Genomic DNA, 24,700 nt, shown 5'->3' with positions numbered 1-24,700 from the left:
TCTAAGTTTACAAAAAAATGGTCAACTTTCGACGGCCAGATTGAAAAATATTTTGTAAACTTACACAAAATATCCCGCTGGCGCGCTTATACGTTGGATGTAGATCGGTGGAGCGCTAGGATAGCCGCCAATACGTAGTTAAATCACCACATCCCCAGAGAGAATTGTCTCGGGTACCCCAATAAATGCGCCGCTGCCCGCGCACCACCGCGCAGTTGCCCGCGCCTTTCGTCACGGAGCCGACCTCGACCATGGTTCGCCACGACCTTATCGAACGCATTCGCACCCGCCTCGACGAGCTCAACCGCTCCGAGCGCAAGGTCGCCGACGTCATTCTGGCCGACCCCGCCGCCGCAACCGGCATGAGTATCGCCAGTTTGGCTCAAGCTGCCTCGGTCAGCGAACCCACCGTCAATCGCTTCTGCCGAAATTTCGAGGCCAAGGGCTATCCCGACTTCAAGATCCAGCTGGCCCAGAGCCTGGCCGGCGGCACCCCCTATGTGAGCCAGGCGGTGGAACCCGATGACGGTGCCGAGGCCTACAGCGGCAAAATCTTCGGCGCCACCATCGCGGCGCTGGACCTCGCCAGTCGGGAGGTCGCTCCCGAGCGCATCGAGCGCATGGTCGACTACCTGATCCAGGCCAAGCAGATCCACTTCTTCGGACTCGGTGCCTCCGGCGCGGTGGCCCAGGACGCCCAGCACAAGTTCTTTCGCTTCAACCTGCCGGTCAGCGCCTACATCGACGTACTGATGCAACGCATGGTCGCCTCGGCCTGCCACACCGGCGACGTGGTGGTGGTACTGTCCTATACCGGGCGCACCCGGGAACTGGTCGACATCGCCGCCCTGGCCCGTGAAAACGGTGCCGTGGTGCTCGGTATCACCGCGCCGGACTCACCTTTGTCGCGCCAGTGCACCGAAACCCTTGCGGTCAGCGCGCCCGAAGACACCGACCACTACATGCCGATGACCTCACGCATGGTACAGCTTGCGCTGATCGACGTGCTGGCCACCGGCGTCACCCTGCGTCGCGGCGAGGACTTCCTGCACCACCTCAAGAAGATCAAGGACAGCCTGCGCAGCACAAGGTACAGCGTCGACGAGTGACAACAACGACAGGCCCGCTCCACGGCTTGCCTCCTTAGCGTATTGGCACAACAATAGCGGCCTGTCTTGCGTCCCTGTCCGCACGCCGCCATCCACACCATTGCCAGGAAGCCTCATGCGATCACTGCCATCCCTGACCTCTGTTCTGACCGTCTTGAGCCTGGGGCTGTTCAGCCTGCCGACGCTGGCCGACCAGACCGAGACCTTCCGCTTCACCGCCATCCCCGACGAGGACGAATCGCGTCTGGTGGAGCGCTTCTCGCGGGTGGCCGACTATCTGTCCGAGACGCTCGAGGTCGAGGTCGAGTACGTGCCGGTGAAGTCCTACGGTGCGGCGGTCACCGCCTTCCGCAACGACCAGGTTCAGCTGGCCTGGTTCGGCGGTCTGTCCGGTGTCCAGGCCCGTCGTCTGGTGCCCGGTTCCCAGGCGCTGGCCCAGGGCGTCGAGGATGCGGCCTTCGAGAGCTATTTCATCGCCCACTCCAGCACCGGACTCGAGGCCGCCGACCCGCTGCCCGAAGAGATCGAGGGCAAGACCTTCACCTTTGGCGCCAAGACCTCCACTTCCGGTCGCCTGATGCCGGAGCACTACCTGCGCGAGCGCTTCGACGCCGCGCCGGAAGAGCTGTTCTCACGGGTCGGCTTCTCCGGTGATCACTCACGCACCATCGCCCTGGTCGAGGCCGGCACCTACGAGCTGGGCGCGGTCAACTTCAAGGTGTGGGACGCGGCGCTGGAAAATGGCGATGTCGACACCGACAAGGTCAGCGTGATCTGGTCTACCCCAAGCTACCCGGACTACCAGTGGACCCTGCGCGGCGACGCCGATGAGGCCTTCGGCGAAGGCTTTACCGACAGGGTTCGCCAGGCACTGCTCGAGATGGAAGATCCCGAACTGCTGGAGAGCTTCCCGCGTTCCGGCTTCATTCCCGCCGACAACAGCATGTACGCCCCCATCGAGACGGTCGCCGAGAGCCTCGGCCTGCTGCGCTGATGGACGATGGCCAACGTCAGGTCACCGGCGGCCGGGACAACGGCCACGGTGACTTCCCGACACTGATCCTCGACGGGGTCGACCTGGGCCACGCCGACCACAGGGTGCTGCATGACGTCCACCTTCGCCTTGCGCCCGGCGAGCGCGTCGCCCTGCTCGGGGAAAGCGGCGTCGGCAAGTCCACCCTGCTGGCGGAACTGCGCCGCCGTCTTGGCCGCCACGCCGCCTGGTGTCCCCAGTACCACGGCCTGGTGCCTCAGCTATCGGTCTACCATAACGTCTACATGGGCAGGCTGGAGCGCCACTCGGCGCTGGTCAACCTGTGGAACCTGGTCAGGCCGCTGCGCCAGGCCTGGGAAGATGTCTCAAGTCTGTGCGCTGAACTAGGGCTCGAAGGCGCCATCAGGCGCCCGGTAGGTCGGCTGTCGGGTGGCCAGCGCCAGCGAGTCGCCATCGCCCGTGCACTCTATCAGCGCCGCCAGGTCTTTCTCGGTGACGAGCCGGTCGCCAGCGTCGACCCCCACCAGGCCATGGCGCTGCTCGATCGAATCGATGCCCAGCACGCTACCACGGTGATGGCGCTGCACCAGCGCGAGCTGGCGCTGAGCCACTTCGATCGCGTCTGGGGGCTGGCCGGCGGTCGCGTGGTGCTCGACGCGCGCAGCCAAGATCTAAGCCTCGATGATCTCGACGCGCTCTACCCCAGTGCGTCACGCACGGCTCCCACGCCCGCTGCTCCCAGCCCTGCTCGCGACGACAGCAGCGATTCGCCGGCCAAGGCCAGCGCTCGCCACGCCTCGCACCAGGCCGGCGAGGAGCAGGCACGGCCGTGAGCGCCACGCAAGCGACACGCCCAGGCCTGTTGGCCGGCGACGGTATCGGTGCCCGCCTGGCACGCCACAGCCTGTGGCTGGTGGTGCTGGCTGCCCTGGCGATTCCGCTGGCCGACCTCGAAATATTGAGCCGCGATCCCTGGGGCGAACTCGGACGCATGGCAATGGGCCTGGCGCTGCCTGACTTCGGCGCCATCGAGACGCCCCTGCAGGCCATCGGCCTTACCATCGCGGTGGCCTTCTGGGGCACCCTGGCCGGCGTGGTGCTGGGGCTGCCCCTGGCGCTGGTCTACGCCCGCTCACGCCTGGTGCGCGCGGCCAGTGCCGCGGTGCGGGCGGTACATGAGCTGTTCTGGGCGCTGCTGTTCCTGCAGGTGTTCGGGTTGTCCGCGCTGACCGCCCTGGCGGCCCTGGCGATTCCCTACGCCGGCATCTTCGCCAAGGTCTACGCCGAGATCCTCGAGCAGACGCCCCAGGCGCCCCAGGCGGCGCTGCCCGAGGGTACCGGGCGCCTTGCCCGGCTGGCCTATACCGAGCTGCCCCAGGCCTTCGCCCAACTGGCCGCCTACACCCGCTACCGCTTCGAGTGCGCGCTCAGAAGCAGCGTGCTGCTGGGTTTTGTCGGTCTGCCGACGCTGGGCTACCAGCTCGAGAGCGCCTTTCGCGAGGGCCGCTACTTCGAGGCCGGTGCCCTGCTGTGGGCCTTCTACCTGCTGATCGCCACCCTGCCCTGGTGGGCCCACCGGCGCCTGCTGCTGCCGCTGGGGCTGGCCAGCGTGTGGTTGCTGGGTCCCTGGCCCGAGATCGACCCAGGCCTGTTATGGCGTTTCGTCAGCGTAGACATCTGGCCCCGCGCCCTGCTCCAGGGCGACATCGGCGGTGTGCTCCGCTGGCTGGCCGAACTGCCCGACCTCGTCGGCGCGGTGGCCAATACCCTGCTGCTGGGGCTACTCGGCACCGTCGGCGCCCTGCTGCTCGCCCTGGTGCTGTGGCCCCTGGCCTCGCGCCACTTCGGCAATCGCGTCAGCCAGGGCATCGGCCAGGGTCTGCTGATCTTTCTGCGCTCGACCCCGGAGCTGATGCTGGCCTTCGTCTTCCTGTTGCTGCTGGGGCCATCGCTGCTGCCGGCCTGGCTGGCCCTGGCGCTGCATAACGGCGCCCTGATCGCCTTTCTGGTATGTCGCCACGCTCAGGCCATCGAGCCCGGCATGCCGGGACTCCCGGCCTCGGGGCGGCTGGCCTACGAGCTGTTGCCACGGCTGTACCCGGGCATGCTGGCGCTGGTCTATTACCGCGCCGAGGTGATCCTGCGTGAAAGCGCCCTGCTCGGCATGCTTGGGGTCGCCACCCTCGGCGACAATATCGATGACGCCTTCCAGACCTTGATGTTCGACGTGGCCTTCGCCCTGCTGGTGATCACCGCCCTGCTCAATATCGCCGTCGACGCCCTGGCCCGCCGTCTGAGGCCCTGTGAGCCGCCTATGGAAGACCCCTGCTTGCGCTGAAGGGCAGATCCCTGCCTGCGCAGAAGACAAGACGCCTTGAAGGGCGGCACAGGCGTTTTATCCGGCGCACCCTGACGCCAGGACCAATGCCTCAAAACCGACACAAACGACAACGCCGGCCACGGGGCCGGCGTTGTTGTTCGAGCGGACGGCTATGTCAACGGCTAGGTCACTGGGGCTCTGTTACAGGCCCTTGACGGCGGCGGTGACGGTGATCTCGACCTTCAGTTCCTTGGCCGGCATCGGCGCGCACACGCAGGTACGGGCGGGGGCGTGGCCTTCCGGCACCCAGGCGTCCCATACCGCGTTCATGGCGGCAAAGTCCTCGCCGTTCTGCAGGTAGATGGTGGCGCTCAGCAGATGCTCGCGGTCGCTGCCCACTTCGGCCAGCAGCTCATCGACACGCTCCAGCATGCTGGTGGTCTGGGCGGTGATATCCCCCTGACGGGCGTCCGGTCCGGCGACCTGACCACACAGGTAGGCAACACCGTGGTGGATGACGGCGCGGCTCATGCGGGTCTTGGTGTCGTGACGCTGAATGCTCATCGCTCTCTCCAAAAAGTCGGTACTTCTAAAAAATCTCGAAAAGACAGCCGATTCGACCACCTCTTCACCAGTGTCTTCTCTGCAACGTTAGACAGCCGCCCAATATAGCCAACTTCTCCCTGCGCCAGATAGTCCGTTGTCGCGCTTTTGCCTCTTTTGCGATGTCAGGTATCCCTCACCCCGGCGACATAGTCACGACAGTCCTGCTGTCGCCCAACCGTTTATATGAGGGTTTGCAAATGAAACGTTCCGTCATGATGGCCGCCGTGCTGTCCACCGCCCTGGCGCAAGCCGGCGCCATCGCCACCGTCCAGGCCGCCGATGGCGACATGGAAAAGTGTTACGGCGTCGCCCTGGCCGGAGAGAACGACTGCAAGGCAGGGCCAGGCACCACCTGCGCCGGCACCTCTACCGTCGACTACCAGGGCAACGCCTGGACCCTGGTCCCGGAAGGCACCTGTACCGATATCGAAACGCCCCACGGCAATGGCAGCCTGAGCGAGGTCGAGCGCCCCTGAGCCAGAGCACTGGCGCCACGGGGAGGCTACGGCCTTCCCGTGACGTTCACACGCCAAGCCTCAAGCCATAGCGAATCGCCCATGCCCTCTTCCCTGTCATCCAGCCATCCACGCGAGTCGCTCGAGACGCCCGTCTCGGCGTCCTTGCCAGCGCCACAGCCAATGGCGGCCAATGCGGTCGGTATCGGCCTCAAGTTTCAGCATATGCAGGCGCTGGTCCATCTGGCTCACTCGGCCCAGTCGGCTCACGTGCCCCAGGCCCCGGACTTTCTCGAACTACACGCCGAGAACTACATGAACGCCGGCGGGCCCCTTCAGGATCGACTCGATGAACTGGAACGCTGCTACCCGCTCTCGGTCCACGGCGTCGGCCTGTCGCTGGGTAGTGCCGAGGGCATCGACCCGGCCCACCTGGAGCGTCTTGCACGCCTGGTCGATCACCTGAACCCCGCGCTGGTCTCCGAGCACCTGGCCTGGAGCCGTCTTGATGGCCACAGCTACAACGACCTGCTGCCGGTGCCGCTGACCGAGGAATCGCTGCGCGTTCTCGGCGACAATATCGCACGCACCCAGGACCGTCTCGGCCGCCGCCTGCTGGTGGAGAACCCGAGCCTCTACGTCAGCCTCGACAATCGCTTCAGCGAGACCGAGTTCCTCCAGCGGCTGGTGGACACGACCGGCTGTGGGCTCTTGTTCGACGTCAACAACGCCTATATCAGCGCCGCCAATCTGGGACGCGACCTGGATGCCTATCTGGACGAGGTGCCCTGGGCCGCCGTCGGCGAATGGCACCTGGCCGGCCACAGCCTCGATGCCGCCGGCGAGCTGTACATCGACGACCATGGCAGTGCCGTCAGTGAGCCGGTGTGGCAGCGCTACCGCCAGGTGCTCGCCCGGCGTCCCGGCCTGCCCACTTTGATCGAGTGGGACAACCGGGTGCCGACGCTAGAGCGCTGGATGCAGGAGGTCGACCTGGCACGCCAGCATCAGCATGCTGCCCATGGCCCCGGCGCCGATGCGAGCACCGCCCTGGCAGCCAGCGCCTCGGTGCGAGACACAGGGAGAGCGCCATGAGCGGCCTGCTAGATTGGCAGCGTAGCTTTATCGATGCCATGCATCGCCCCCAGGCGACGCCACCACAGCTCGGCCACAAGGCCGGGCTCGACGTCTACCGCAACAATATTCGCTCAAGCCTGATCGAGGCCCTGAAGGAAGCCTTTCCCCATACCCTGACCCTGCTGGGCGAGGGCTGCTTCAGCGCCGAGGCCGCGAGTTTCGTGGCCACAAGCCCCCCGCAGGACCCTCGACTCAGCCGCTATGGCCAGGGCTTTGCCGACGCTCTGGCGCGCGCACCGGCGCTTGCGCCCTATCAGTTCGTTGCCGATATCGCGCGACTCGAGCACGCCCGGCTTCAGGTCAGTCACGCCGCCGAGACAGCGCCGCTGGAGGCGTCCGATATCGGCGCCGTCCTTGATGACCAGCGGCTCGTCCAGGCCCGTCCGGCCAGCCGGACCATCCGTTGCCAACATGACGTCGAAGCCCTGTGGCAGGCGCTGGAGCGCGGAGAGGGTGGCGCCCCCCTGGGCGAGCGAGGCGCCGGCCACTGGCTGGTGATCCGCTCGGGTCGCCAGGTCAGGCTTAGGCCACTCGATGCGGCAAGCGCAGCGTTGTACGGCTTGCTGGACACACCGACCTCGCTGTCCCAGGCGCTGAGCGAACTGGCCGACCGCGGCGTGGCAGAGGATGCGCTCGGCCACGCCCTGGGCACCCTGGTCGGCCATGGCGCGCTCGCGGTACTGGACGCCGCCCCCACTTTGCTACGAGGCACCCCATGACACCGATGACAAATCTGCTGGACACTTACTATGGGCGACTCTGCCCCTGGCTCGAACGTCGTTCGCTGGATCTGGTGCTGGCGTTGATGCGCCTGGTACTCGGCGCCGTGTTCTTTCTGTCGGCGCTGACCAAGGTGGAGGGGTTCGGTATCGCCGACAGCACCTTCTTCCTGTTCGAGCACGAATACGCCCTGCCGTTGATTTCACCGGTGCTGGCCGCCTACCTGGCAACACTCGCCGAGTTCTCGTTGTCGCTGCTGCTGTGGGCGGGGCTTGCCACACGACTGGCGGCCTTCGGGCTGTTGATCATGACCCTGGTGATCCAGACCTTCGTCTATCCCGAGGCCTGGGTCACCCACGGACTCTGGGCGGCGAGCCTCGCCACCCTGATCCTGCGCGGCGGCGGCTGTCTCTCGCTGGAGTGGCTGCTATGCAGGATGAAGGGCAAAGGTCGCGAACCGGTGACGCAGCAGCAGGAACGCGTCGACGACGCATAGACGCATAAAAAACGACCCGCCGCCGAACAGGATTCGGCGGCGGGTCGATGTCGATGTCGGCTCAGCCTCGTCAGCGCAGCAGCAGCACCGGCAGCGAGGTGCGCCTGAGCACACTGGTGGTGGTGCTGCCCACCAGCAGATGACGAATCCGCGAGTGGCCATAGGCTCCCATCACCACCATCTCGATGGCGTGGTCCTTCTGGTAGGCGCGCAGGGTCTCCTCGACCTCTCCGGCGCGAATCTCGCCCTGGGCCTCGTGACCGGCGCCCTTGAGGCTGTCCAGCGCCCACTCCAGCTGGGTGCGGTTATCACCGGTATCGGCACCGACCATCACCACGTGACAGGCGATCCCCTTGAACAGCGGGCTCCTGGCCAGCAGCTCGACGCCCTTGCGGGTGGTCTTGCTGCCATCGAAGGCGATCATCACCCGGGTCGGCGGCGTGAAGCTCTCCGGCACCATCAGAATCGGCCGATGCAGACCGCGGACCACCCGCTCGAGATTCGAGCCCAGGTGCTCGCTGGCCTGCTGGGCGCTCTCGCCCCGCTTGCCGATCACCAGCAGGCGGATCTCGTCTTCCAGCTCCAGCAGTGTCTCCACCAGAGTGCCGTTGCGCTGTCGGCAATGCAGGTCATCAACACCACTGGCGCTGGCGCGATCCTTGGCCGCCTTGAGCATCAGGCGGCCATGCTCCTGGGCGACCTTGGCCCGCCGCTCATCGAGACTGGCCAGCTCCTCGAGCAGGTGCTCCCTGGCGCCGAGTCCCAGGTTACCGGACAGATCGGCCTCGGCGGTCTGGGGGTGGTTATCCACCACGTGAAGAAACGTCAGCGGCGCATCGAGGGCCTGACTGGCCCAGGCGGCAGAGTCGCAGACCCCTTCGGAAAACTGGGACCCGTCGATGGCGGCCATCACCTGTTCTGTCATGAAATCGTCCTGCCTGGCGTTGGGGGCGAACGCGCGTCCTCAGACGTCGCGTTCCATCGATTGTGGCCTTGTCGTCGCGCCCGAGCGGGGCGCGACCCTCAGACCTGTTGTCTAGCCCGATCCGGGTGTTACCTCCAGTTCTACACCAACTGGCACACACCCGTCACATCTTCGGCGCCTGCCTCAGTGACCACCCATCAGCTTTTCCACCGCCGCCGGGTTATCGTGGATGGCGTAGCGATCGACGATGGTGGCGCTGGCCTCGTTGAGCCCGATCAGCTCGACGTCGGTGCCCTCACGGCGGAACTTGATCACCACCATGTCCAGCGCCTGGACCGCGGTGATGTCCCAGAAGTGGGCACGTGACAGGTCGATGACCACCTTCTCGACGCTTTCCTTGAAGTCGAAGGCGGCGGAGAAACGCTGAGACGAGGCGAAGAACACCTGGCCGACCACGCGGTAGCGCCGTCCCTTGCCAAGCTCCTCTTGCTGTTCCAGCTCGTCACTGGCGATGTACAGGAAGTTGCCGACCTTGTTGGCGAAGTTGAGCGCGGCGATCAGCACACCGACGAACACACCGATCGCCAGGTTGTGGGTCCACACCACTACCGCCACGGTGGCGATCATCACCACATTGGTGGACATCGGGTGCTTCTTGAGGTCGCGCAGCGAACTCCAGCTGAAGGTACCGATGGACACCATGATCATCACCGCCACCAGCGCCGCCATGGGGATGCGCGAGACCCAGTCCGACAGGAACACCACCATCAGCAGCAGGAAGACCCCCGCCAGCAGGGTAGACAGGCGTCCACGCCCGCCGGACTTGATGTTGATCACCGACTGGCCAATCATCGCGCAGCCCGCCATGCCGCCGAGCAGACCGGTACCGATGTTGGCCAGACCCTGGCCCTTGCACTCGCGGTTCTTGTCGCTGGAGGTATCGGTCAGATCGTCGACGATGGTGGCGGTCATCATCGATTCGAGCAGACCGACCACGGTCAGCATGACCGCATAGGGGAAGATGATGCCGAGGGTCTCGAGATTCAGCGGCACGTCGGGCCACAGGAACATCGGCAGGGTATCGGGCAGCTCGCCCATGTCACCGACGGTGCGGATGTCCATGCCGGTCGCCAGGTAGACGCCGGTCAGCACCAGGATGCACACCAGCGGGGACGGCAGCAGCTTGCCGATCCTGGGCACGTAGGGGAACAGATAGATGATGCCGAGACCCGCCGCGGTCATCGCGTAGACGTGCCAGGTGACGTTGGTCAGCTCGGGCAGCTGGGCCATGAAGATCAGGATCGCCAGGGCGTTGACGAAGCCGGTCACCACCGAGCGCGAGACGAAACGCATCAGGTCGGCCAGGCGCAGATAGCCGGCGATGATCTGCAGTACCCCGGTCAGCAGGGTCGCGGCCAGCAGATATTGAAGTCCGTGCTCCTTGACCAAGGTCACCATCAACAGTGCCATGGCGCCGGTGGCGGCAGAGATCATCCCCGGCCGACCACCGGCGAAGGCGATGATCACCGCCATGGAGAAGGAGGCGTAGAGGCCAATCTTGGGATCGACTCCTGCGATGATGGAGAAGGCGATGGCCTCCGGAATCAACGCCAGGGCCACGACGATGCCGGACAGCACGTCGCCCCTAATATTGGAAAACCAGTCTTGCTTGATCGATCGCATCATGAGGCGGTCCAGGGGGAGTGGTTGTGAGATATCGCGACAAGCGGCCCAGGGCCGACCGTTTCTCCACGACAGCAGCGCACCGGGAGGCGTTAGCCTGGCGCTGTCATGATGTAGTGGAGACACGGGAAGGGGCGCAGTTTACCAGAACCACCTGAGCAAGGCGACGCTGCTACCCAGCCTGTCTTTGCCTTGTCGCCGCCTTGTCGCCGCCTTGTCGCCGCCTTGTCGCCACCCCAGTCTCGATTCGGCCAAGTCCGCCCGGTGGCATCTTCTGAAAAAAATGTGTAAGGATCGTTGCCCCCTGCCGACTCAGCTGACTACGTCCAAGGAACGCGACATGGAGCGATGCGCCTCGACGCCACCGTCATCGCGAACGGAGAGCCCATCGCCGGGCCCGCCGCTGATAGCGCTCGAGCATAGTCTCGCGCGCCATGGGTGGCCTCTGTCCGGGCATCGACTGGAACCGCTGGCCGATACCGGCCTGGCCCACTGGCATGTGCGCCTGGCCGGCGGCAGTGACAAGGGCGGCTGGCTGGCGCGGTTGCCCAAGCAGAGCCAGATGGGGCTGGACGCGGCGTCCAACCTGGCCTATCAGGTCGCCTGCTTCGATCGCGCCCAGGCCAGTGGTCATACACCCAGACTCGATGACTGGCTGCCCTGCGACGACCTGCTGCCCAGAGGCGCGCTGGTGGTGGAGGCTATCGATGGCCGTCCCGCCAGCCTGCCCTCGGACCTGCCGGCCCTGACCTCGGCCCTGGCCAGCCTGCACCGGTTGCCGCTGCCCGATCAACGCGCCCCCCTGGCCTCACCGGTGGATCCCTGGCGAGAGATGCTCGACGAGATCGCCACCCAGGCCCGCTTTCTCCCCAGGGCCGGGCTATCTCGCACCAGCACGGCCCTGATCGAACAGGCACTGGCACAGCTCCCCGAGCGACTTCGCATCGCCGACGACGAGATTCGCCTGATCAGCTTCGATGCTCACCCCGGCAACTTTCTGATCACGCCTCACGGATGCGCCGTACTGGTGGATCTGGAAAAGTGCCGCTATTCGCTACCCGGCTTCGACCTGGCCCACCTGAGCCTTTACACCTCCACCACCTGGGACCTCAACAGCCGCGCGGTGCTGTTCGTCGAGGATCTGGTGGCGCTGTATCGGCGCTGGCAGGAACTGATGGCCGAAGACGGCCATCACAGCGACTGGTCGACGCTGATCACCTGTCGTCGCGCCATGTGGCTATGGTCGCTGACCTGGTGTGCCAAATGGCGTGCCCAGCAGCGCCGCCAGGTCGACAGGCAGCACAGTGGTGAAGACTGGTCGGCACAGCTAAGCGACCAGGCCTTGATCACCCATGTGGCCGACCGCGTCGATCACTACCTCTCGGCCCCCATCATCAGGCGTGTCGCCGACGAACTCGAGGAACTCGCCCGTGCCGGATGACGCTCCCGGCGCTGTCCAAGCCTGCCCGGCGCTGTCCAAGCCTGTCCGGCTCTATCCAACCCTGCCTATCCATCGTCACAAGGACGCGACCATGACCACGCCTTTTTCCTGTAGACGCCCGTTTACCGACCTCCGCTTGACCTGGCTTCCCGGTGGCGCCTTCGTCCTCACCGCCCTGGCTGCCCTGGGGCTCGGCTCGCCCGCCTGGGCCCAGGATACATCCACGCCGCTGAACCAGCCGTGGCAGGAGATCGAGCAGCAGGCCAGGGGGCAGACGGTCTACTTCAACGCCTGGGGCGGTGACCCCAACGTCAATGGTTATCTCGACTGGGTCGCCGGCGAGCTCGAACAGCGCCACGACATCGACCTGGTCCACGTCAAGCTCGACGACACCGCCGCTGCGGTCTCCCGCGTCCTGGCCGAGAAGTCCGCCGGCAACCTCGACGAGGGCGCCATCGACCTGATCTGGATCAACGGCGAGAACTTCGCCGCGATGAAGGCCAATGATCTGCTGCTCGGGCCCTTTGCCCAGCGCCTGCCGAACTTCGCGCTGACCTCGCCGGACGCCAATCCCGAGATGACCACCGACTTCACCGTGCCCACCGAGGGTTTCGAGTCACCCTGGGGCAAGGCCCAGCTGACCTTCTACTACGACAGCGAGCGTGTCGAGGCGCCGCCGACCAGCATGGCCGCCCTGCTCGACTGGACCGAGCAGCATCCTGGGCGCTTCACCTACCCACTGGTCCCGGACTTCCACGGTTCCACCTTTCTCAAGCAGGCGCTTATCGCACTGATCGACGACCCGGCGGTGCTTGCCCGCCCCGTCGGCGAAGCCGACGCCGAAGCGGCCATGGCACCGCTGTGGGACTATCTCGACGCCCTGCACCCCCATCTGTGGCGCCAGGGGCGGGACTTCCCCGCTTCAGGGCCTGCGCTCAGAAGCCTGATGGGTGACGGCGAACTGTCGCTGGCCTTTACCTTCAACCCCGCCGAGCCTGCCGCTGCGGTCAACAACTACCAACTGCCTCCCTCGATTCGCAGCTATGTGCTCGACGGCGGGACCATCGGCAACGTTCACTTTGTCACCATCCCGTTCAACGCCAGCCACCAGGCCGGCGCCATGGTCACCGCCAACTTCCTGCTCTCGCCCGAGGCCCAGGCTCGCAAGCAGCGCCTGGACGTCTGGGGCGACCCCAGCGTGCTCGATCTCGCGCGCCTGAATGAGGCCGAGCGTCAGGCATTGACGCCCATGGATGACCAGCCAGCGCGACTGGCGCCACAGGCCCTGCAACAGACCCTGCCCGAGCCGCACCCGAGCTGGATGGAAGCGGTAGAGGCGGCCTGGCTCGAGCGCTATGGCAGCCGCTGATACCTCGACCTTCTCCCGCCTGGTGGGGCTGGCGCCGGCGCTGACGGTACTGCTGCTGGTGGCCCCGGTGGTGGCCGGCCTGGCAGGCGCTGCGGCGCCGGCCTTCGGCTGGCTGCCGGTGCTCGGTGGAGAGCAGCTGAGCCTGGCGCCCTGGGTGAGCCTGGCGAACACCCCCGGGCTTTTCGAGATGCTGGTGCTCAGCTTCACCACTGGCCTGATCAGCACCGCTCTGGCCCTGACCATCGTGGTGCTGTTTCTCGGTGCCTTCGCCGACAGCGCCGCCTTTGTCTGGCTCAAGCGCCTGCTGTCGCCGCTCCTGGCGGTGCCCCACGCCGCCGCCGCCATCGGTCTGGCCTTTCTGCTGGCGCCCTCGGGCCTGGCCATGCGCCTGGTCTCCCCGGCCTTGAGCGGTCACGCCACGCCTCCTGACTACCTGTTTCCCAGTGATCCCTTTGGCCTTGCGCTGATCGCCGGACTGGTGGTCAAGGAAGTCCCCTTTCTGCTGCTGATGAGTCTATCGGCGCTGCCTCAGTGCCAGGCCGACGATCGTCGGCACCTGGCACTGTCGCTGGGTTATTCGCCGGTGACCGCCTTTCTCAAGGCGGTACTGCCGAGCCTGTACCCGCTGATTCGGCTACCGGTCTATGCGGTCATCGCCTTTGCCTCGTCCAATGTCGATGTGGCCATGATCCTGGGGCCGTCCACCCCACCGACCCTGGCGGTCAGCGTGGTCCGCTGGCTTGGCGATCCCGACCTGTCGATGCGCTTCATGGCCTCCGCCGCAGCGCTGAGCCAGCTCGGCATCACGCTGCTGGCACTGGCCTGCTGGTGGTGCCTGGAACAGGCCGTACGCTGGTGCGCCACGCCACGCCTGACCGACGGCCGACGCAACAGCGGTCAACGCCTCGGCAGCCTGCTGGGCGGCGGTCTGACCTGGCTCAGCGTCACCCTGCTCGGTGCCAGTCTGCTGGGGCTGACGCTGTGGTCGCTGGCGGCCTTCTGGCCCTTTCCCTCGGCCTGGCCCACGCCCCTGACCCTGGCCAACTGGGGTCGTGCGCTGCCAGGCCTACTGCCGGCCGCCCTCGACACCCTATGGCTGGCGCTGGCCGCCACCGCTCTCGCGACCATCCTGGTGATCGGCTGTCTCGAGAGCGAAGCGCTCAATCACCGCAGCGTGGGAGCGAGCGCCACCCTGGTGCTCTACCTGCCGCTGCTGGTGCCACCGGTCGCCTTTCTCTACGGTCTGGTGCAACTTCAGGCGCAGCTATCGGTGGCACCGGGCTTCATGGTGGTGGTACTGGGACACTGCCTGTTCGTGCTGCCCTACGTCTTTCTGTCACTGGCCGAGAGCTACCGGCGGCTTGACCCCCGCTGGGCCCAGGTCGCCGCAGGTCTCGGCCATGGCCCGGCCGCCGCCTTTGTACGCGTTCGCCTGCCGCTGCTGCTGGCCCCTATCGCCACCGCCGCCGCGGTGGGGGTCGCCGTCAGCGTCGGCCAGTATCTGCCGACGCTGCTGCTGGGGGCCGGACGCCTGACCACCCTGACCACCGAGGCGGTATCGCTTGCCTCCGGCGGGGATCGTCGCCTGACGGCGGTCTATGCCCTGGCCCAGCTACTCTTGCCGGCACTCGGCTTCGCCCTCGCCATCGGCTTGCCGCGCGTATTGCATCGCCACCGACGCGCCCTGCTGACCTGAACCGCCTCAACGCCATCCGAGCCCACCATGTCACAGACACCAGACACACGATGCCACCTTCCCCCCACGTCTCCAGCGAACCCGACGGGCGCACTGGTCTTCGATCGGGTCGTGATCTCGCTGGACGGTGCCCCCCTGGTATCACTGAATGCTCAGGTCGCCCCCGGCGAGGTGGTCAGCGTCATGGGGCCTTCCGGTGTCGGCAAGTCCACCCTGCTGGCCTACGCTGCGGGCTTTCTCGCCCCCGCCTTTGACGCCCAGGGCGAGGTCCGCCTCGGTGACAGGCGAGTCACCGACCTACCAGCCTCGGCCCGCCGACTCGGTCTGCTGTTCCAGGATGCGCTGCTGTTTCCCCACCTCAGCGTCGCCGGCAACCTGGCCTTCGGCATGCCGTCGTCTGCCAGCCGACGCGAGCGCCGCGAGGCCATCGAAGAGGCCCTGGCGGATATCGGTCTTGCCGGATTCGGTGAGCGTGATCCGGCAACGCTGTCCGGCGGCCAGCGCGCTCGCGTCGCGCTGATGCGCACCCTGCTGTCGCGTCCCCAGGCGATGCTGCTGGACGAGCCCTTCTCCAAGCTCGACGCCGCGCTCCGCCAGGAGATGCGTGACCTGGTCTTCCAGCGCATCCGCGACCATCGTCTTCCGGCGCTGTTGGTCACCCACGACAGGGCAGATGCCGAGGCAGCGGCGGGCCCGATCGTCGAACTGGCGGCCGCCACCGAAGCCCCCGCCGGGGCCGCCTGGCAGGGTGCCCGCCGTGCATCTCGCTGAACCAGGGTCCGAAGTCGTCGCCCCACGTCTGTGTGTGGTCATTCCCGTCCTCGATGAGGCAGCGACCATCGTCGCGGGTCTTGAGCGGCTATCCGAGTGGCGCCAGCAGGGCGTCGAGGTGATCGTCGTCGATGGCGGAAGCGACGACGATACCCGGGCGCTTGCCCGTCCCCTGGCCGACCGGGTCATCGATGCCCCCCGCGGAAGGGCGCGCCAGATGAACCAGGGCGCCGCTGCGGCGAGTGCGCCGTCCTTGCTGTTTCTGCACGCCGACACTCGACTGCCCACGGCGGCCATGCCGGCGATACTGAAGGCGCTGGAGAAACGCCACTGGGGGCGCTTCGACGTGCGCATCCTGGGCCGCTCACGCTGGTTATCATTGATCGCCGCCTGCATGAACCTGCGCTCACGCCTGACCGGCATCGCCACCGGCGATCAGGCGATGTTCATGCGTCGCAGCGCCTTCGACGCCGTCGGTGGCTTTCCCGACCAGCCATTGATGGAAGACATCGAAGTGTCCAAGCGCCTCAAGCGGCTGTCGCCTCCCGCCTGCCTTGGCTTCAAGGTGCTCACCGACGGTCGCCGCTGGGAGCAGGGCGGCGTGCTGACGACGATATTGCTGATGTGGCGACTGCGCTTTCGCTATTGGCGAGGGGCCGATCCCGTTCGCCTGGCCGAGGAGTATCGCCATGTGCGCTGACCACGATAGCGACGGGATGGCAGCCAGCCCGGATCTGGCGAATAGCCAGTCGCATAGCCAGGCGTGCGGCCAGGGGCTCGGCGATCAGCACCGTGTTCACCACGAGGATGGCCTGAAGCTGGCCATCCTGGCCAAGGCGTCGATCCCCGGCCAGGCCAAGACGCGGATGATTCCCGCCCTCGGCGCCGAAGGCGCTGCTCGTCTCCAGCACAGACTGATCGAGTACACCCTGAAGACGGCGCTGGAGACGACGTCCGCGCGCAACATCACGCTGTGGACGGCGCTTGAGCACGACCATCCGTGCTTTGTCGATATCCGTCAGCGGTTCGGCGTGACGCTGAGACCACAGCCTGAAGGCGACCTGGGGGTACGCATGCACGCGGCGCTGTGCTCGGCAGGTGGCCCGAGCCTTCTAATCGGCACAGATTGCCCGATATTGGATAAGACATTACTAAAAACTTGTCATAAACGGCTTAAAGACGCAGATAGCGTCTTTCTTCCGGCCGAGGACGGCGGCTATGCTCTGGTTGGAGTTCGTCGCCCCGATCCCCGTCTCTTCCGAGGAATCGACTGGGGCACGTCCAGCGTCATGTCCCAGACGCGCACACGTCTTGCGGAGCTTTTGTGGACGCTGGAGTGTCCAACGACCGTATGGGACCTGGATACGCCCCAGGACCTGGCTCGCCTCGCCGACATGGAAGCCCTCGCCCTGGAGATTCTGCCGTGACCCAAGAAACGCTCACCGACCGCCACAAGAAACTCGCCGCCGTGCGCCCCCGCCTGGTGTCCTTCGCCCGCATGCACCTGCGCGATCATGCCGCCGCCGAGGACGCCGTGCAGGAAGCCATGATCGCCGCCATCGAGAAGAACGACAGCTTTTCGGGGCGCTCCGGCTACGAAACCTGGGTATTCGGCATCCTCAAGTACAAGCTGCTCGACCAGATGCGCCAGCAGAAGCGTCATGGTCGCTGGGAGCCCTTCGATGAAGAGCACAGCGACGACGCCATCGACCGCATGTTTCAACAGGATGGGCACTGGGCCGCCGATGCCAAGCCCCAGGCATGGAGCACCCCGGAGCAAGCGTTCGAGAACGAAAATTTCTGGAAAGTATTCGACGCTTGTATGCTGAGTCTTCCAGAAAACGTGGCTCGCGTTTTCTCCCTGCGCGAATTGATGGGCCTTTCCACCGACGATATTTGTAAGGAAGTGGGCATCAAGGAAAACAACGCTTGGGTGATCCTGCATCGGGCTCGCCTCAAGCTTCGCGCTTGCATTGAAAAGGGATGGAAGGAGGACGCGGCATGATGATGTGCAAGGCCGCTACGCGGCTGATGTCAAAGCAGTTGGATGCCCCCCTGACGGCCAGGGAGCGTATTTCGCTGCGGTTTCACTTGATGTTGTGCTCGGCCTGTCGCAACTGCGAAAAGCAGTTCAGCATGCTGCACCGGGTCGGCAATGCCTATAACGGCACAATTGATAAACCCCAGGACGGTACGTCCCCTGGCGCGACTACCGACAACGTCGCCAGTGATCAGGACCTGCTGAAGGTAAAGGAAGCGATGGCCGAGGCGGAGACCCGTCGCCAGAACTGAAGGACTCGGCTGACGGACTTGGCGCAAGGACCTCGACTGCCCTACCTCGACTGCCCTACCTCGAGGGAAGCATCTCGCTGGTCGACCCACCATTCTGCCTCCCCCTGGCGGGCCACCAAGGCAGCCCGCCGACGGGGCGCCAGTTACCCCCCACCTGAGTCAGCCTCAAGCGATTGCGTGCCAGATCCCCGGTAAAGAGGTCCCGAGCCGGACCCGGTGAGCAAGGCTCGGGAGATGCCTGGGCAAGACCAGGCCATCATTGCTGGCCCGCTGCCTCCCGCGCCAGCCCGGTCAGGGCCTCGGCGATCTTGTCCACGGGCAGCTCGCAGTCCTGCAGGCCGTGGCGCTCCACCAGGTAATGAGGGTCGTTCCACTCGATCACCAGGTGATCTTCCTGCTGGCGAACCAGCATCTTCTGGGGAAGATCCAGCGCGACACTACCCTCGCACTGCATCAGTCGAGTGCCCACCTCGGGCTTGCCGAAGATGTAGGTGCGTGTCGCTGGCAATTCCAGCTCCACCCCGGCGGCGTTGGCCTGGTGGTCCATGCTTGCCATCAGTCCCATTCCCCGTTTTTCCAGCCCCTCCTTGAAGCGAGATTCCACCGCCTCCAGGCTATCGGTCGACGTCAGACTGGCGATACCGCTGTCGCTCACCTCGACCTCGCCCTGCGCCCAGGCCATGGTCGCCATCGATCCCGCCAGCACGCTGCCCAGGCACAGGGTGAACATCTTGCGATAGCACTGCTTCATGATGGAGCTTCCTTTCCAGGTCAATGTGCCTACAGCATGGTCGCCGGTCCCCGACCACCACAAGGGGAAATCTCTCACAATCCGGGTTGACGCTGTGTAAGGTTCAACGCCGGGGCGACGACCCAGCACCCATAGCCGACGCGACTGGGCATAGTGCGCACAACTGCAGCTACACGATGTGCGCACAGGCGATGGTCGCCCACACGATTTGCACCTGAGGGTTCATATCGTTCATATCGTTCACGTCGTTTCAGCCGCTTCCCCGATTGCCGACGACAGGAGCCTGCATGGCCCGGATTCTTCCCCTTCGCCACCTCGCTGCCCCACCGCCGCGTACCCTGACCTGCGCCCTTGTCTCGGCTGCGGTCCTGATGGCCTCCTGCGCCCAGGCCCAGACCTTCAGCCCGCGCGCCATGCTCGACTGGCCAACCAAATCCTTCGCCGGCGAAACGGCCTACCGACTGGTCGAGCACGATGGCGTCAGCGTGCTCGAAGCGCGCTCCCGGGGGCAGGCCTCGGCCCGCTATCTGGAGCGCGACATCGACCTCGGCGAGACGCCCTACCTGCGCTGGTGCTGGCAGGTATCCGGGGTCTATTCCGGGGTCGACGAACGCACAGAGAGTGGCGACGACTATCCCGCCCGGGTCTACGTGGCCAGACGCACCGGCCTTCTGCCCTGGCAGGTGGAGTCGGTCAACTATGTGTGGTCATCGAATCAGCCGGCAGGCACCAGCTGGCCCAACGCCTTTACCGATCGTGCCGTCCTGCTGGCGCTGCAAAGCGGAGGTGCCAAGGCTGGTCAGTGGGTCGGCGAGGTGCGCGACGTGGCCGCCGACTACCGTCGACTGTTCGGCGCGAGCCCCGACGGCGTCGATGGCCTGGCGCTGATGAGCGATGGCGACAACGCCGGAGGCGACGCCACCGCCTGGTTCAGCAAGATGGAGTTCAGCGCCTCGTCGTCGCCGCCTGTCTGTCCCTGACGTCAGCGCTGGAAGACCACCGTGCGCGAGCCGTTGAGAAACACCCGACGCTGCAGGTGCAGGGTGACCGCCCGGGCCAGGGTGATGCACTCGATGTCACGCCCCCGGGCCACCAGGTCCTCGGCGGTATCGGCGTGGGTGACCGGCTCCACCCCCTGGGTGATGATCGGGCCTTCGTCCAGGTCATCGTTGATGTAATGGGCGGTCGCCCCGACCAGCTTGACGCCCTTCTCGAAGGCCTGGTGGTAGGGCTTGGCGCCCTTGAAGCCGGGCAGCAGCGAGTGATGGATATTGATCGCTCGACCGGCCAGGCGTTCGCTCATCTCGCTCGACAGCACCTGCATGTAGCGCGCCAGGATCACCAGCTCTGCGCCACTGTCCTCGACGATCCGCCATACCTGGGCCTCCTGCTCGGCCTTGGTCTCGGCGCTGATCGGCAGATGGTGATAAGGCAGCCCGTGCCACTCGGCCAGCGGCGCCAGATCGGGGTGGTTGGACACCACCGCCTTGATGGCCACCGGAAGCTGGCCGGTACGATAGCGATAGAGCAGGTCATTGAGGCAGTGATCCGCCTTGGAAACCATGATCACCACCGGTGTGAGGCGCTCTGGTGAGGTCAGCTCGAATGCCATGGAGAACGGCGCCGCGCGCTCGGCAAAGGCCGCCTCGAAGGCGCCTGCATCGAGCTCGCCCTCCTCGGGAGGGCGAAACTCGGTGCGGATGAAGAAACGACAGGAGCTGCTGTCGTCAAAGGACTGCTGCTCGGTGATGTAGCAGCCCTGCTCGCGCAGAAAGCGGGTGACCACGTCCACGGTGCCAAGACGACTGGGGCACTGGGCGGTCAGGATCCAATGGGTCGTGCGCACGGCGCTCACGCTGATCGTCATGTCGTCTCCCCGGCGGTGACGTCACGCTCGACGCCGATGGCGAACTCCTCACCGGCATCGAGCAACCAACGATAAACGTAGTCGGCGAAACTGCGCCGCACCACCAGCTCCCAGCGTCGCTCGTCGGGGCGACGCAGGATGACGCTAGTCTTGGCCAGCACCGTGGTCACCCCCTTGCCCACCGCAAAGTGGCGCGGGTGAACGTCGTAGACCACCGACTTCATCAACAGCTCGCGCATGGCCTGGTCATCACCGGTCAGCTCGATCACCGTCTGACCGGCGCTAACGTCGGAGAAGGCCACGCTGGCGTCGCCCAGGGCGCTGCGCAGCGCCGTCTCCACGCGGAAGGCGTCACCCTGGGGCAGCACGGCAAGCCACTCGTCGGGACTTAGCCACTGCAGCGAAGCCCTATCTCCCTGACTGAGTTCCAGCGGACGCGCCGGCAACGACAGCCCCAGCACCGCGCGCACCGCCTCGTCGAGCACGATGGCACCACCGCGCAGGATCAGATGGTCGTGCTGGCGTTCGCGCATCATTACCCGCGAGTGGGTGCCGGGCGCCGGGCAGCCGACATGCTGAAACGACCAGGCCAGCGGTGACTCCAGGGGGATGCCTTCGTCCGGAAAGGCATCAAAGGTACGGGCACGTTCTATAGCTTCAGACATTCTGGCGCTCCCCCTTGGGGTCAAGGAAGATGGTGGAAACGATCTCGGCCTCGTGGACCTTGCCGTCGACACAGGGTAGGTAGACGGTCTCGCCCATCCGCTGGTGGCCACCCTTGACCACCGCCAGGGCGAAGCCGGTTTCCAGCGTCGGGCTGTAGTAGCTCGAGGTCACGTGGCCGACCATCGGCATGGGAATCGGATGGTCAGGGTCGAGCACGATCTGGGCGCCCTCCTCCAGCACCACCGACGGATCCCTGGGTTTCAGCCCCACCAGCTGCTTGCGGTCCTGGCGCGCGGTGTCGCTGCGGGTCAGCGCCCGCTGGCCCACCCAGGAGAACGGCTTGTCGTAGCCTACCGCCCACTGCATGCCCAGATCCTCCGGGGTCACCGAACCGTCGGTGTCCTGACCTGCGATGATGAAGCCCTTCTCGGCACGCAGCACGTGCATGGTCTCGGTCCCGTAGGGTGTCAGGTCGTACTTCTCGCCGTGGGCGAACAGCGCCTTCCACACGTGCATGGCAGCGTGGGCCTGGACGTTGATCTCGTAGGCCAGCTCGCCGGTGAAGGAGATCCGGAACACCCGTGCCGGCACCCCGGCCACCTTGCCCTCACGCCAGTCCATGAAGCGAAACGCCTCGCGATCCAGATCGATGCCCTCGGTAAGCTCGCTCATCAGCTCCCGCGCCCTGGGGCCGGTGACGGTCATGGTGGCCCAGTGGTCGGTGACCGAGGTAAAGCTCACGTCGAGCTCCGGCCACTCGGTCTGGTGCCACAGCTCCAGCCACTCGAGCACTCCCGCGGCGCCACCGGTGGTGGTGGTCATCAGGAAGTGATCCTCGGCCAGACAACTGGTGGTGCCGTCATCCATGACCATGCCGTCGTCCTTGCACATCAAGCCGTAGCGCACCTTACCCACGCCCAGCTTGGCCCACTTGTTGGTGTAGATGCGGCCGAGAAACTCGCGGGCGTCCGGCCCCTGGATATCGATCTTGCCCAGGGTCGAAGCGTCGAGGATGCCGACGCCTTCGCGCACCGCGCGGCACTCGCGCATCACCGCCTCGTGCAGGGTCTCGCGCTTGCCGTTGACGGTCCTGGGGAAGTACCAGGGCCGCTTCCACTGGCCCACGTCCTCGAACTCGGCGCCCTGCCCGACGTGCCACTGGTGCAGCGCGCTGTAGCGCTCGGGATCGAACAACGCACCGCAGTGGCGACCGACGATGGCTCCGAAGGTGACCGGGGTATAGTTGGGCCGGAACACGGTGGTGCCGACCTCGGGAATCGAGCGCCCCAGGCAGCGCGCGGCGATGGCCATGCCGTTGATATTGCCAAGCTTGCCCTGATCGGTACCGAAGCCCATGGCGGTGTAGCGCTTGACGTGCTCAATGGACTCGAAGCCTTCCCGGGTGGCAAGCTCGATCCCGGCGGCGGTGACGTCGTTCTGCAGGTCGACGAACTGCTTGGGCGCCCGCAGGGTCGGCTTTTCGTGGGGCACCTGGAACAGCGCCACCGCCGCACCGTCTCGCCGCGACGCTACCGCCGGCAGTATAAGCTCGGCACCCTCGAAGCCGGCCTGGCTCGCCGCCTCGAGGCCGGCGTCGCGACCTTCCGCCAGCACCTCGGCCAGGCCAAAGGTGCCGCCGGCTGCACCGGCCGCCAACATGCCCCTGGGCAGGTTGGGCACGAAGGCGATCAGGTCGTCGCGCCAGCTCGGCCGCGTTCCGGTATGGGAGGCCAGGTGAATCACCGGACTGAATCCACCGGAACTGGCCAGCGTGTCGCAGTCGAGCGTCTCGCTGGCGCCGGTAACGCGAAAGGCGTCGATATCGATGGCGGCGACCCGCGCTGAGGTGACCCGCTGCTCGCCCCTGGCCTCGACCACGGCAGAGCCCGGCAGGATGCGAATACCGCGAGCCCGGGCGATCTCGACCAGTTCACCGTCGGGTGCGGGGCGGGCGTCGGCCACCGCCACCACCTCACGCCCGGCATCCAGCCAGTCGAGCGCGGCACGGTAGCCGTCGTCGTTGCCGGTGGAGACCACCAGCCGCTTGCCCGGCACCACACCGTAACGGCGGATGTAGGTGGACACCGCCGAGCACAGCAGATTGCCCGGCACGTCATTGCCGGCGTAGACCAGCGGACGCTCATGGGCCCCAGTGGCCAGCACGACGCGCGCGGCGCGCACCCGATGCAGGCGCGAGCGCGACTGACGCCGTCCCTCCACTCGAGGCGCGCAGTGGGCCAGGTGCTCGCTGCGCCGCTCGTGCAGGGTGACGAAGTTGTGGTCGTGGTAGCCGTTGGCGGTGGTACGCGGCAGCAGCGTCACCTCGGGGTTGGCGGCAAGCTCCTCGAGCACCTCCTCGACCCATTGCCACGCCGGACGATCGTCCAGCAAGTCCTGCCCGTCCAGCAGCGAGCCGCCAAAGAGCTCCTGCTCGTCGCACAGGATCACCCGGGCGCCGCTGCGCGAGGCGGCCAGGGCGGCAGCCAGTCCCGCAGGCCCTGCCCCGATCACCAGCACCTCGCAGTGGCGATTGATGTGGTCGTAGATATCCGGGTCGTGCTCCAGCGGGCTGCGCCCCAGCCCCGCGCTCTTGCGGATATAGCGCTCGTAGGTCATCCACAGCGAGGCCGGCGCCATGAAGGTCTTGTAGTAGAAGCCGGGGGGCATCAGCTTGCCGCCAAGCTTGCCGATGGTCCCCATCAGGTCGCGCTGGACGTTGGGCCAGCCGTTGGTGGAACGTGCCGTCAGCCCCTCGAACAGGGCCTGCTGGGTGGCGCGCACATTGGGCACCTGCTCGGCTTCGGCCTGGCCGAGCTGGACCACCGCATTGGGCTCCTCGGCACCGGCGGCGACGACGCCGCGGGGACGCGAGTACTTGAAGCTGCGATTGACCACGTCCACCCCGTTGGCCAGCAGCGCCGAGGCCAGGGTGTCCCCGTGAAAGCCGGTGTACTCCTTGCCATTGAAGGTAAAGCGCAGGGGTGTGCTGCGGTCGATCAGTCCCCCTGTGTCGAGGCGATTGGGCTGGCTCATGCGCGAACCTCCTGGGCGGCGGTGGCGATATAGCTGTCGTCAAGGGACTCAGGCGCGGACGCCACCACCCCGTCGGGGTTGTCCCGGGTAAAGCGCGGTCGCTCGCCGATGCGATAGGTCTCGAGGATTTCGTAGCTCTGGGTGTGGCGCGTCACGTTGAAGAACTTGCGACAGCCCACCGCGTGGACCCACAGCTCGTGGTGGATGCCGCGGGGGTTATCGCGGAAGAACAGGTAGTCGCCCCACTGCTCGTCGGAACAGCCGGCCGGATCCTCGGGGCGTGCGATGTGCGCCTGACCCCTGGGATGAAACTCCTCTTCCTCGCGCCACTCGTCGCAGTAGGGACAATGGATATGGAACATGGAAACC

At 66.0% G+C, this 24,700-nt stretch carries 25 protein-coding genes; 17 read left to right on the top strand and 8 right to left on the bottom strand.

The window, feature by feature from the left end:
- Positions 1–251 precede the first annotated feature (251 nt).
- From C9F12_RS04640 to C9F12_RS04625, 4 genes are all read left to right on the top strand, one after another.
- A complete protein-coding gene (locus C9F12_RS04640) occupies positions 252–1,109 on the top strand; it encodes a MurR/RpiR family transcriptional regulator (protein WP_045991062.1) in 858 nt (285 codons plus the stop codon).
- Between the two features lie 115 nt (positions 1,110–1,224).
- Positions 1,225–2,103, top strand: a complete 879-nt coding sequence (locus C9F12_RS04635; protein WP_205254626.1) for a putative selenate ABC transporter substrate-binding protein — start codon at positions 1,225–1,227, stop codon at positions 2,101–2,103.
- Complete coding sequence (locus C9F12_RS04630; RefSeq protein WP_108448129.1) at positions 2,103–2,936, top strand: ATP-binding cassette domain-containing protein; 834 nt, start codon at positions 2,103–2,105, stop codon at positions 2,934–2,936. The genes C9F12_RS04635 and C9F12_RS04630 overlap by 1 nt, the downstream gene beginning before the upstream one ends.
- The gene (locus C9F12_RS04625) at positions 2,933–4,441 is read left to right on the top strand and encodes an ABC transporter permease subunit (RefSeq protein ID WP_108448128.1); all 1,509 of its coding nucleotides are present in this window, start codon (positions 2,933–2,935) and stop codon (positions 4,439–4,441) included. The genes C9F12_RS04630 and C9F12_RS04625 overlap by 4 nt, the downstream gene beginning before the upstream one ends.
- Positions 4,442–4,624: 183 nt before the next feature.
- On the opposite strand, the gene C9F12_RS04620 is transcribed toward C9F12_RS04625, so the two are convergent.
- Positions 4,625–4,987: a RidA family protein gene (locus C9F12_RS04620; protein WP_045991015.1), complete on the bottom strand. Its 363-nt coding sequence runs from the start codon at positions 4,985–4,987 to the stop codon at positions 4,625–4,627.
- 239 nt (positions 4,988–5,226) lie between these two features.
- Here C9F12_RS04620 and C9F12_RS04615 point away from each other — a divergent pair, with 239 nt between their 5' ends.
- The 4 genes from C9F12_RS04615 (at position 5,227) to C9F12_RS04600 (ending at position 7,837) form a co-directional block, all read left to right on the top strand.
- Positions 5,227–5,505, top strand: a complete 279-nt coding sequence (locus C9F12_RS04615) for a DUF2282 domain-containing protein (RefSeq protein WP_045991014.1) — start codon at positions 5,227–5,229, stop codon at positions 5,503–5,505.
- An 81-nt stretch (positions 5,506–5,586) separates the two neighbouring features.
- The gene (locus C9F12_RS04610) at positions 5,587–6,579 is read left to right on the top strand and encodes a DUF692 domain-containing protein (protein ID WP_240184172.1); all 993 of its coding nucleotides are present in this window, start codon (positions 5,587–5,589) and stop codon (positions 6,577–6,579) included.
- Complete coding sequence (locus C9F12_RS04605; RefSeq protein ID WP_108448126.1) at positions 6,576–7,340, top strand: DNA-binding domain-containing protein; 765 nt, start codon at positions 6,576–6,578, stop codon at positions 7,338–7,340. The genes C9F12_RS04610 and C9F12_RS04605 overlap by 4 nt, the downstream gene beginning before the upstream one ends.
- Positions 7,337–7,837: a DoxX family protein gene (locus C9F12_RS04600; protein WP_108448125.1), complete on the top strand. Its 501-nt coding sequence runs from the start codon at positions 7,337–7,339 to the stop codon at positions 7,835–7,837. The genes C9F12_RS04605 and C9F12_RS04600 overlap by 4 nt, the downstream gene beginning before the upstream one ends.
- A gap of 70 nt (positions 7,838–7,907) precedes the next feature.
- Here the strand turns inward: C9F12_RS04600 and C9F12_RS04595 are convergent, their stop codons facing one another.
- Both C9F12_RS04595 and C9F12_RS04590 read right to left on the bottom strand, forming a co-directional pair.
- On the bottom strand, positions 7,908–8,762 hold the full coding sequence (locus C9F12_RS04595) for a universal stress protein (RefSeq protein WP_108448124.1): 855 nt from the start codon (positions 8,760–8,762) through the stop codon (positions 7,908–7,910).
- A 183-nt stretch (positions 8,763–8,945) separates the two neighbouring features.
- A complete protein-coding gene (locus C9F12_RS04590; protein ID WP_045991010.1) occupies positions 8,946–10,448 on the bottom strand; it encodes a SulP family inorganic anion transporter in 1,503 nt (500 codons plus the stop codon).
- Positions 10,449–10,785: 337 nt separating this feature from the next.
- Here C9F12_RS04590 and C9F12_RS04585 point away from each other — a divergent pair, with 337 nt between their 5' ends.
- From C9F12_RS04585 to C9F12_RS04550, 8 genes are all read left to right on the top strand, one after another.
- Entirely contained in the window at positions 10,786–11,886 is a 1,101-nt protein-coding gene (locus tag C9F12_RS04585; RefSeq protein WP_240184171.1) for an aminoglycoside phosphotransferase family protein, read from the top strand.
- Between the two features lie 91 nt (positions 11,887–11,977).
- The gene (locus tag C9F12_RS04580) at positions 11,978–13,255 is read left to right on the top strand and encodes an ABC transporter substrate-binding protein (RefSeq protein ID WP_108448123.1); all 1,278 of its coding nucleotides are present in this window, start codon (positions 11,978–11,980) and stop codon (positions 13,253–13,255) included.
- On the top strand, positions 13,242–14,951 hold the full coding sequence (locus C9F12_RS04575) for an ABC transporter permease (RefSeq protein WP_108448122.1): 1,710 nt from the start codon (positions 13,242–13,244) through the stop codon (positions 14,949–14,951). Before C9F12_RS04580 ends, C9F12_RS04575 begins: the two co-directional genes overlap by 14 nt.
- 27 nt (positions 14,952–14,978) lie before the next feature.
- Complete coding sequence (locus C9F12_RS04570; protein WP_108131365.1) at positions 14,979–15,722, top strand: ATP-binding cassette domain-containing protein; 744 nt, start codon at positions 14,979–14,981, stop codon at positions 15,720–15,722.
- A complete protein-coding gene (locus C9F12_RS04565) occupies positions 15,709–16,422 on the top strand; it encodes a TIGR04283 family arsenosugar biosynthesis glycosyltransferase (RefSeq protein WP_240184170.1) in 714 nt (237 codons plus the stop codon). Before C9F12_RS04570 ends, C9F12_RS04565 begins: the two co-directional genes overlap by 14 nt.
- On the top strand, positions 16,412–17,149 hold the full coding sequence (locus C9F12_RS04560; RefSeq protein WP_240184169.1) for a TIGR04282 family arsenosugar biosynthesis glycosyltransferase: 738 nt from the start codon (positions 16,412–16,414) through the stop codon (positions 17,147–17,149). The genes C9F12_RS04565 and C9F12_RS04560 overlap by 11 nt, the downstream gene beginning before the upstream one ends.
- Positions 17,146–17,727: a sigma-70 family RNA polymerase sigma factor gene (locus tag C9F12_RS04555; protein ID WP_045991008.1), complete on the top strand. Its 582-nt coding sequence runs from the start codon at positions 17,146–17,148 to the stop codon at positions 17,725–17,727. Before C9F12_RS04560 ends, C9F12_RS04555 begins: the two co-directional genes overlap by 4 nt.
- Positions 17,724–18,014 (top strand): zf-HC2 domain-containing protein, encoded by a 291-nt coding sequence (locus tag C9F12_RS04550; RefSeq protein WP_108131363.1) that lies wholly within the window; start codon positions 17,724–17,726, stop codon positions 18,012–18,014. Before C9F12_RS04555 ends, C9F12_RS04550 begins: the two co-directional genes overlap by 4 nt.
- Positions 18,015–18,270: 256 nt before the next feature.
- Here C9F12_RS04550 and C9F12_RS04545 read toward each other — a convergent pair whose 3' ends face one another.
- Positions 18,271–18,765, bottom strand: coding sequence for a DUF302 domain-containing protein (locus tag C9F12_RS04545; RefSeq protein ID WP_240184168.1), 495 nt, complete (start codon positions 18,763–18,765; stop codon positions 18,271–18,273).
- A gap of 287 nt (positions 18,766–19,052) precedes the next feature.
- Here C9F12_RS04545 and C9F12_RS04540 point away from each other — a divergent pair, with 287 nt between their 5' ends.
- Complete coding sequence (locus C9F12_RS04540; RefSeq protein ID WP_108131362.1) at positions 19,053–19,745, top strand: DUF3047 domain-containing protein; 693 nt, start codon at positions 19,053–19,055, stop codon at positions 19,743–19,745.
- A gap of 2 nt (positions 19,746–19,747) precedes the next feature.
- Here the strand turns inward: C9F12_RS04540 and purU are convergent, their stop codons facing one another.
- From purU to C9F12_RS04520, 4 genes are read right to left on the bottom strand one after another with little or no spacing between them, the layout of a single operon-like run.
- Positions 19,748–20,632, bottom strand: a complete 885-nt coding sequence (purU, locus tag C9F12_RS04535) for a formyltetrahydrofolate deformylase (RefSeq protein ID WP_045991005.1) — start codon at positions 20,630–20,632, stop codon at positions 19,748–19,750.
- Complete coding sequence (locus tag C9F12_RS04530) at positions 20,629–21,297, bottom strand: sarcosine oxidase subunit gamma family protein (RefSeq protein ID WP_108448120.1); 669 nt, start codon at positions 21,295–21,297, stop codon at positions 20,629–20,631. The genes purU and C9F12_RS04530 overlap by 4 nt, the downstream gene beginning before the upstream one ends.
- Positions 21,290–24,331 (bottom strand): sarcosine oxidase subunit alpha family protein, encoded by a 3,042-nt coding sequence (locus C9F12_RS04525; protein WP_108448119.1) that lies wholly within the window; start codon positions 24,329–24,331, stop codon positions 21,290–21,292. Before C9F12_RS04525 ends, C9F12_RS04530 begins: the two co-directional genes overlap by 8 nt.
- A complete protein-coding gene (locus C9F12_RS04520) occupies positions 24,328–24,693 on the bottom strand; it encodes a sarcosine oxidase subunit delta (protein ID WP_108448118.1) in 366 nt (121 codons plus the stop codon). The genes C9F12_RS04525 and C9F12_RS04520 overlap by 4 nt, the downstream gene beginning before the upstream one ends.
- Positions 24,694–24,700: the final 7 nt, after the last annotated feature.

It is taken from the genome of Halomonas sp. BN3-1, from assembly GCF_003056325.1.
Taxonomy (GTDB): domain Bacteria; phylum Pseudomonadota; class Gammaproteobacteria; order Pseudomonadales; family Halomonadaceae; genus Halomonas; species Halomonas litopenaei.
The sequence above is the reverse complement of the archived record's forward strand: the minus strand, read 5'-3'. Positions and strand labels throughout refer to the sequence as shown.